A 7048-nucleotide genomic window follows, 5' to 3' on the forward strand; every position below is an offset into this window, starting at 1 on the left:
GAGGTATGGTTGCCTCAATCTCCTTTCGGGTAAAGTTAGCTTCGCCAATGTTATCGGTCGGTAACTATCCAAAAAGCACTGTTTCAGTGACCTTAAAACTGTTTAACTTTTCGGTTCTAGAGCAGTAGACTAGCTACGCATATACTGGTAGGTCTTGAACACTTGCCGATAACGTAGTCAGTTAAGACTTAAGCTGGTCAGAATGGCTTGTTAGATTTCTCTTTCAAGCCTCATGCCTTTAGGCAGAGGTTCCTGACAGTCTTTCTCCACCCAACGCTGCTCAGTTTACTCCTCAAAAGTAAAAATTTTGGGGAAGAATCTAAAAAAAATTTCAATTTAATGCTACCTATCAAAAGGCAGAGGTCACCCTGAAACTTATTGTATATAATAGCCAGTCTCGATTAAAAAAACTTAATTTTATTTTATGTTAAGTCAAGTAGTTTTTCTTTTATTTGAATATCATTCACCAGGTTAATCGCTCAATTGAGCCGGATTGACGCAAGCTGATTTGTGCAGAGTTTATCATTGATTGATTGTTTAAAACCCATGAACGTAAAAACCCACGTCTTTTCAGCGTGGGATCTGACCAATCATTTACAGTTCTTCAAGCCTATAACTCCAATTTACTCAGTTGTAATCAAAATCTTTTGTGATAACAATTGATCTAGAGGATTGGTGACAGGCGACGCTGGAGAAAAATTAGTTTTCACGGCATGAGTAACCGGGACAACAGATATCTCCTGGCTATCTTGATTACCAAACCAATGATTTGGAGTATGGCGGATACGAGGCAGCAATTGAGCTGAATGACAAGGATAGTTGTTCATCGTAAATGAATGCACCCAACACTTAACACCTTACATTACTTCGACTCGACCGTCATCTTGCAGATAAACGGCGCGAGCGCCTGGAGCACGACCACTGGGCAATATTTCAATTCGTAAGACCCTCGTTTCGGGTTTGCGGATATTCACATTTAAAGGTAATCCTTGGGCATCCCAAAACACCACTGAAAAATTAGGGTTAGTATTACCTCCTCGGACAAAGGAGAGAACTTGTCCAGGACTCACCGGGAGAGGATCTGTAACATCAACTTGTTGGAGTTGGATAATGCTATTGGTTAAATTCGCTACCTCAACGGTAATCCGTTGACCCGGTACAAATTTGATGGATTGGTTTCTGCAACTGGTTGCAGCCACACAGGTTTGTGCTTGTGCCGAATGAAAGTCAGCCGTTGACGGTATTGCCAGAGTAGTGGCGACTAAAAGCACTATTGGTAATTGCTGGGGAAATTTACCCATTGGTTTTCTGATTAAAAATTTGTCATTCATTATTCATTATTTATCATTTGTCATACTCCTTATTTGAAAAGCAACTTACGTCCTTTGTTAAAGAAAATGGATTTTATAATTTAGTCCACTAAATCATTATTGATACATTATCCTCTATCAATTAGCAGATGGAAACGCACAGTATTCCGCATCAATTCAAAATCAGCCTCAGTTTTCGCTTGATTGCGTAAATTGGAATTAATATCAATTGCCTGTTTTAGACTGTCAAGCGCTAATTCAACATGACCTTGCAACGCTCGACAACAGGCTCTATTATACCAAGTATTAGCTAAGTTTGGTTCTATTTCCAGGGCTTTATCGTAGGCATTAATAGCATCTGCATACTGTTGCAACTGATAAAAAGAGTTGCCGAGAGCCTGCCAAGCCTGATAAAAATCAGATTTAAGTTTAATGGCTTTCTGGTAGGAAGTAATTGCCTCTTTAAACTGGTGTATCTCGGCTAAACACAAGCCCCTATTATACCACGAATGATGTAAATTAGGATTGAAATTAATGGCTTTATCATAAGCAGCGATCGCGGCGTCATATTGTCGGTTTTCCAAAAGTTTATTTCCTTGGTCAAACCATGGCAATTCTGAATCATTTTGCCGCTGATTTTCCTTTTGTTTAATCAGCCAGACAAAAGCGAAAAATCCGCCAATCAATGCCAACTTTGTCGCGGGTTGAGTAAATAAGACACTGCCTAACTGAATGGCTTCGGGAGGGATATTTAAAATTAAAGCAATTCGATAAATGAACCGAAAAAGCCCTTGACTCGCTGCTGGTACAAACCATAACACCCCAAAAATAAACCAAAAGCTATATCTACCCAATTTGTTGAATTGTTGCTGTAGGGATTTAGGTAACCAAGGTCGTATAATTCCATACCCATCTAGAGGCGGAATCGGCAGTAAATTTAGGACAACAGCAAAAATTTGGAGGAAAATAAGAAAGGCTAAACTTTGCCCCAGCCAACCTTCACTCGATACCGTCACCCAACCCAACCAGAAAGGAATTGCCAACGCCAATGTCACCAGTACATTAGCAAAAGGACCAGCCGCCGAAACCGCACTATCCCATCTGCGATCGCGCAATTTACTATGGTCAATATAAACTGCCCCACCGGGAAGGGCAATTCCCCCCATCACCAAGAAAATCATCGGCATTAGCAGACTCAAACCCGGATCAGTATAATTGAGGGGATTAAGCGTCAAATAGCCTTTATCCTTAACCGAGGTATCACCGCCGAAGTAGGCGACAACAGCATGACCAAACTCGTGCAGGCACAAGGATACCATCCAGCCGCAAAAAACAAACAATCCAGCCATCCACATTACCACTTACTCCCAAAAGAAAGGAATATATTTAGTTTGACAAATTTTGCGCGAGTGTGTGAGTTAGCGGAAGGGGCGGGTAAGAAAGCTAACCAGGAGATGGCGTGTCGGGTGTGGAGTGCTTTGAATACTTGTGTGGGTTTTCTCCCTCACCAAACACACTAACCCAATGTTTCTAATTTTAATTCCCTGGCGACAAAACTTGGTAGGGTTTATTCTTGACTTCCCACTGCTGAATTGATTTATAGAGTTGAGTGCTGCGGAAATAAGAATCCTCGTAAGCAAGTCGTAATTCTCTCTCCAGTATATCTGATTTAACATCATTTGTTTTCCATGAACCCCAAACCTTACTCAATCCCATGGATAAGATGCAAATAATATCGTGTCCACAACAGACTTGCCAAGGATCGTGAGTCCTGTTTTCTAATGTTTCTATAGTTTTCTGAATATCTTGGTCTATCAGTGCCAACTTTTGAGAATGATCTTTAACTGCCTTAATCAGTTTAGCTGTGTCAATCACTAATGTGAATTTGTCAATAAATTTACTAAAGTTTAATTCCTCAAACTTCAGTGATAGATTTTCTTTCAGTGAAACCCATCGTAAATACCCAATCCTTTTCCCACTTTCCAGCAGCGTTGAACGGATATCTTGACCAAAGTTGTTTATCTTGTCCTCTGAACCGCGTTCGGAAAGTACTTTGTCTAAAGCCAATGATTTAAGCAGCATCATTTCCAGATCATGATCATCGGTTAAGAGTAAGTTTGAACTAGAAGATAAATTTTCATCGAGTCGGCAAAAATCTGCATCTACAATGGCGAGAACACCAGTAAAATTATCTTTTTCAAGAATTCTTATAGCAGCAACAGCATTCTCTTTACCACTAGCGATGGAAAATTCACAGTTTGTCTCATCTATAAAACGCTCATACACGAGCTTATCACTGCGCCCTTCCACGATTAGAAAAGAACCTTTGTGACTACTACGCCGCATCCGAATTTGATTCGCAATCCGATCCGGGGTAATAAATTCTCTCATTCACCTGGTCCTTTTAACTCAACAGTTAAATCCCAGCGATCATGAATAATGTCTGGCGAATGAGTTGCAATTAAAACATCAATATTAGAAAGTTGAGTTATTTCTTGTAAATCCTTAAGGAATTGCACTTGCCACTCGACATGTAATGATAATTCTGGTTCATCAATGAGAATTAAGGAATTCGGTTCAACTTTAAATAATAACTCATAAAGAAGAACGAGTTCGTGCTGTTCTCCAGAAGATAAATTTGCCGGATGCAGGATTTTACCATCGTCAGTTGCAAAAGTAAATCCCCTGTCTTTACTAATATTTATATTTTTGTAATGGAATTTGTTATTAATAATTCTTTGTAGTAAATCTATTTTTCTCGCCATGTCGTCAAACAAGCTGAGTTTTTTCTCGGCATCTTCAATATAAACTGACAAAATTTTCTTGGTACTTTCGTCTATATCTTCTTGAATTTTAATGCCTGAATTTTCATCTTTAACTAATAGTCCATAATCCATTAATTTAGAACGTTTTTCTTCAAGTTGATTGAGTTTATCTTTGAATGTTTTATCCGTTAATTCAGGTATTTGTTTTTGTTGAACCACTCTAGCAGGAAAGGTTCTATCAAGTGACTGAGATAAGGTTCCGTATGCAGTCAGTTTGGCTTGAATATTTTTAGATAATTCTTGGGCATAATTTGAAACAGCACGTAACATTGACTGACGATTATATTGTTGTGTTCGGTTATTGGACGTTGAGTTTAACAACCGATCATCCTCTATAAAGCGAACATTAATCTGGGAATATATTGAGTCTATTTGATTTAAAAATAACTCATGCCCTTCTGGAGAATTTTCAATTTTTTTTCCATCTACATTAAGCATTTTGCCATTATCAAAACTTAGTGTTAACTGACTAAAGGGAATAGTAGGAGTTTCATAACATACTGAACTACATATTTCATATATTAACTTAAGCAATTTAGTTTTGCCAACACCATTTTTACCATAAATTATAGTGATGTGTTCTTCCAAGTTAAGAGGAATAACATGATTGAACACACCGAACAAATCAGTGATTGAAATTTCCTTGATTCTCATACGTGTTTCCCCGAATCGCTAAAGTAAACGCAATTGATTTTTTTGATTCCCTTTTCCTACCTGACTCGCTTCCTGTTTATCATCTCCAGCCTCCTCTACCTCTAACCAACTATCCCCTTGCCCATCTAACAAATATTGCGCGGCTTCTAACATATCTGCGGCAATATCTTTTAAATTATCCTGACTCTCTAAATACGTCTTCAGCGCATCCATGGGATTCATGCCGCTACCCACACCCAATTCTGGCAAACGCGGACGGGCTAACTGACTGACTAATTCTGGACGAATTGTATAACTGTGCGCTTCACTCAAAGCTTGATGAATTGTACTATTATCAATTAAATCCAACTGATCAGAGCGCACCTGATAAATCAGCCGAACAACAGCCTCGTTAATTGCTTTTTTCTGAATCGCTTTAAGTAATGCCGCTTCTGGGTCAGTTTCCTCAGCTAGATTCACGCTAATCGTGCAAAATGGACGTACAGGTAAAGGACAAAACTGCCACTGAACCTTACCTTTTTCTAACTCAATTAAAACATAACCCTTATCTTCCTTTTCTTCACTAAAATCAACCCGTTCAATACTACCCGGATAAACGACGGGCGGGTTATTAGATGGATTGAGATTTTGGTGGCGGTGGACATGTCCTAATGCGACATAATCAAAACACGATCGCGCCATCAGGGATAGGGGAATAGTAAAGCCTTTACCCACGGCTAAAAAACGCTCTGCCCCAAAACTCGCACGATCTGCCATTACATGGGCTAGTAGAATAGTTGGCACTTGGGAATTCAGCCGCCGAATTTCTCCTTCTAAAATAGGTTCAAGGCGCTGAATTAATAACTCGTTCACCTCACCTAAGGCTAACCCTTCTGTTTCCGGGCGCGTCAGTAAACTAGAACGAGTTAACCAAGGTAAAGTAATAACTTGTACTAAACCATTACGAGTTTGAATCGGGTGAGTTGCCAAAGTATCCCCAACAATAAATCCCGGCACACCTAGGGTACGATAAATACATAAACTCGCGCCCCCATTTCCTTGAGAATGTTGGTCATGATTACCTACTAGCAATACACTGGGAATTTCTGCATCGACTAAGCGGCGAAATTGAGTGGCAAAGGCTTCTTGTACGTAAGGCGGTGGTGTGGCGTCAGGAAAAGCATCGCCACCAAATAGGACTAAATCCACGGGTTCAGCAATGGCGCGATCAATACATTGAGATAAGGTATTGACAAAATCTTCTAGTCGTGTATTTAGACCCGTTTCTGGATTCGTTCGCCCGTGGGAGAAGCCGCTACCTAAATGGATATCTGACAGGTGAAGAATTTTAATCATCAGCAAAAACAGTTTTGATTTTGTAGGGGCGGGTTTCACGACTAACATTTTTTGTCATATCGATGTCACTAAACCCGCCCCAACTAATGGCAAGTTTCATGACTAACGTTTTTTGTCACTCTGATATCACCAAACCCGCCCCAACCAATGACTCAGGACAAAGGATAAAGGATAAATGACTAATTACTTCACAAAGTGGTTGAGGATACCTGCAACGACAGACAAAACAATTGAACCAATCAAGGCGGGGATAGGTCCGTTGATTGTAAACGTGGCGCCAGTTAGGTAGGCGACTAGGGACAAGGATATCGCATTAACCACTAGCAGAAATAGCCCCAAGGTCAAGATAGTCAGGGGCAAAGTCAGCATAACAAGAATTGGTCTGACAATAGCATTGACAATCCCTAAGATAACCGCCGCGATCGCAGCCGTGGGAAAACCCGCGATCGTAATACCGGGTACGATATAGGCAGTAATGATTAATGCTAGTGCAGTAAACAGCCAAGTTAAGAGAAAGCGTTTCATGGATTTGGTTTAATATCACACACCCGAATTCTAACTGGCGAGAAGACGAACTCAATAGCGGCTTGGGTTGGGGTTTCCAGTTGAGCGATCGCCTTCTTCCCAGTGCTGCAAGGTTTAAGAACACCATACCCTAGGGGCGAAGTGAAGGGTCAAAACTTCCCTAATCCCTAAGTGTGTAGACCCGTACCTGAAAATATCGGTCAAAATAGAAGTAAACCGCGATAATACCTGTAAATACGTAAGTTACACAAGGAGTTTACCGGAAATAAAGGGTCTGAAGCCCCGTCCTTCTAGGACGGCTTTTATCCGGATAAACACCCCAGGATAGTATGATACAATGCAGTTGGCTTGCGGCTGCAAAGTCGAAGTCAACTTATCAGGTACGCCGGGACTCGGCGG

General features: G+C 40.5%; 7 protein-coding genes. All 7 read right to left on the minus strand.

The window, feature by feature from the left end:
* Positions 1 to 623 precede the first annotated feature (623 nt).
* Positions 624 to 827 carry a hypothetical protein gene (locus RLO19_RS03245; protein ID WP_446353793.1) on the minus strand — a complete coding sequence of 68 codons (204 nt, stop codon included), beginning with the start codon at positions 825 to 827 and terminating at the stop codon, positions 624 to 626.
* Between the two features lie 30 nt (positions 828 to 857).
* A complete protein-coding gene (locus RLO19_RS03250; RefSeq protein WP_446353795.1) occupies positions 858 to 1331 on the minus strand; it encodes a hypothetical protein in 474 nt (157 codons plus the stop codon).
* Positions 1332 to 1438: 107 nt separating this feature from the next.
* Positions 1439 to 2659 carry a tetratricopeptide repeat protein gene (locus RLO19_RS03255; protein WP_446353797.1) on the minus strand — a complete coding sequence of 407 codons (1221 nt, stop codon included), beginning with the start codon at positions 2657 to 2659 and terminating at the stop codon, positions 1439 to 1441.
* Positions 2660 to 2846: 187 nt separating this feature from the next.
* Positions 2847 to 3701, minus strand: a complete 855-nt coding sequence (locus tag RLO19_RS03260) for a DUF4435 domain-containing protein (protein ID WP_446353798.1) — start codon at positions 3699 to 3701, stop codon at positions 2847 to 2849.
* Positions 3698 to 4789 (minus strand): AAA family ATPase, encoded by a 1092-nt coding sequence (locus RLO19_RS03265; RefSeq protein ID WP_446353800.1) that lies wholly within the window; start codon positions 4787 to 4789, stop codon positions 3698 to 3700. Before RLO19_RS03265 ends, RLO19_RS03260 begins: the two co-directional genes overlap by 4 nt.
* A gap of 18 nt (positions 4790 to 4807) precedes the next feature.
* Positions 4808 to 6124, minus strand: coding sequence for an exonuclease subunit SbcD (gene sbcD / locus RLO19_RS03270; protein WP_446353802.1), 1317 nt, complete (start codon positions 6122 to 6124; stop codon positions 4808 to 4810).
* A 183-nt stretch (positions 6125 to 6307) separates the two neighbouring features.
* Positions 6308 to 6649: a phage holin family protein gene (locus tag RLO19_RS03275; RefSeq protein ID WP_446353804.1), complete on the minus strand. Its 342-nt coding sequence runs from the start codon at positions 6647 to 6649 to the stop codon at positions 6308 to 6310.
* Positions 6650 to 7048 lie beyond the last annotated feature (399 nt).

It is taken from the genome of Coleofasciculus sp. G2-EDA-02 (assembly GCF_040226375.1).
GTDB lineage: Bacteria > Cyanobacteriota > Cyanobacteriia > Cyanobacteriales > Coleofasciculaceae > Coleofasciculus.

What these genes read in the sequence shown, in the direction of transcription:
- RLO19_RS03255 (WP_446353797.1), bottom strand. Translation starts at nt 2,659, where the DNA reads ATGGCTGGATTGTTTGTTTTTTGCGGCTGGATGGTATCCTTGTGCCTG.
- RLO19_RS03265 (WP_446353800.1), bottom strand. Translation starts at nt 4,789, where the DNA reads ATGAGAATCAAGGAAATTTCAATCACTGATTTGTTCGGTGTGTTCAAT.
- RLO19_RS03275 (WP_446353804.1), bottom strand. Translation starts at nt 6,649, where the DNA reads ATGAAACGCTTTCTCTTAACTTGGCTGTTTACTGCACTAGCATTAATC.
- RLO19_RS03245 (WP_446353793.1), bottom strand. Translation starts at nt 827, where the DNA reads ATGAACAACTATCCTTGTCATTCAGCTCAATTGCTGCCTCGTATCCGC.
- RLO19_RS03260 (WP_446353798.1), bottom strand. Translation starts at nt 3,701, where the DNA reads ATGAGAGAATTTATTACCCCGGATCGGATTGCGAATCAAATTCGGATG.
- RLO19_RS03250 (WP_446353795.1), bottom strand. Translation starts at nt 1,331, where the DNA reads ATGAATGACAAATTTTTAATCAGAAAACCAATGGGTAAATTTCCCCAG.
- sbcD (WP_446353802.1), bottom strand. Translation starts at nt 6,124, where the DNA reads ATGATTAAAATTCTTCACCTGTCAGATATCCATTTAGGTAGCGGCTTC.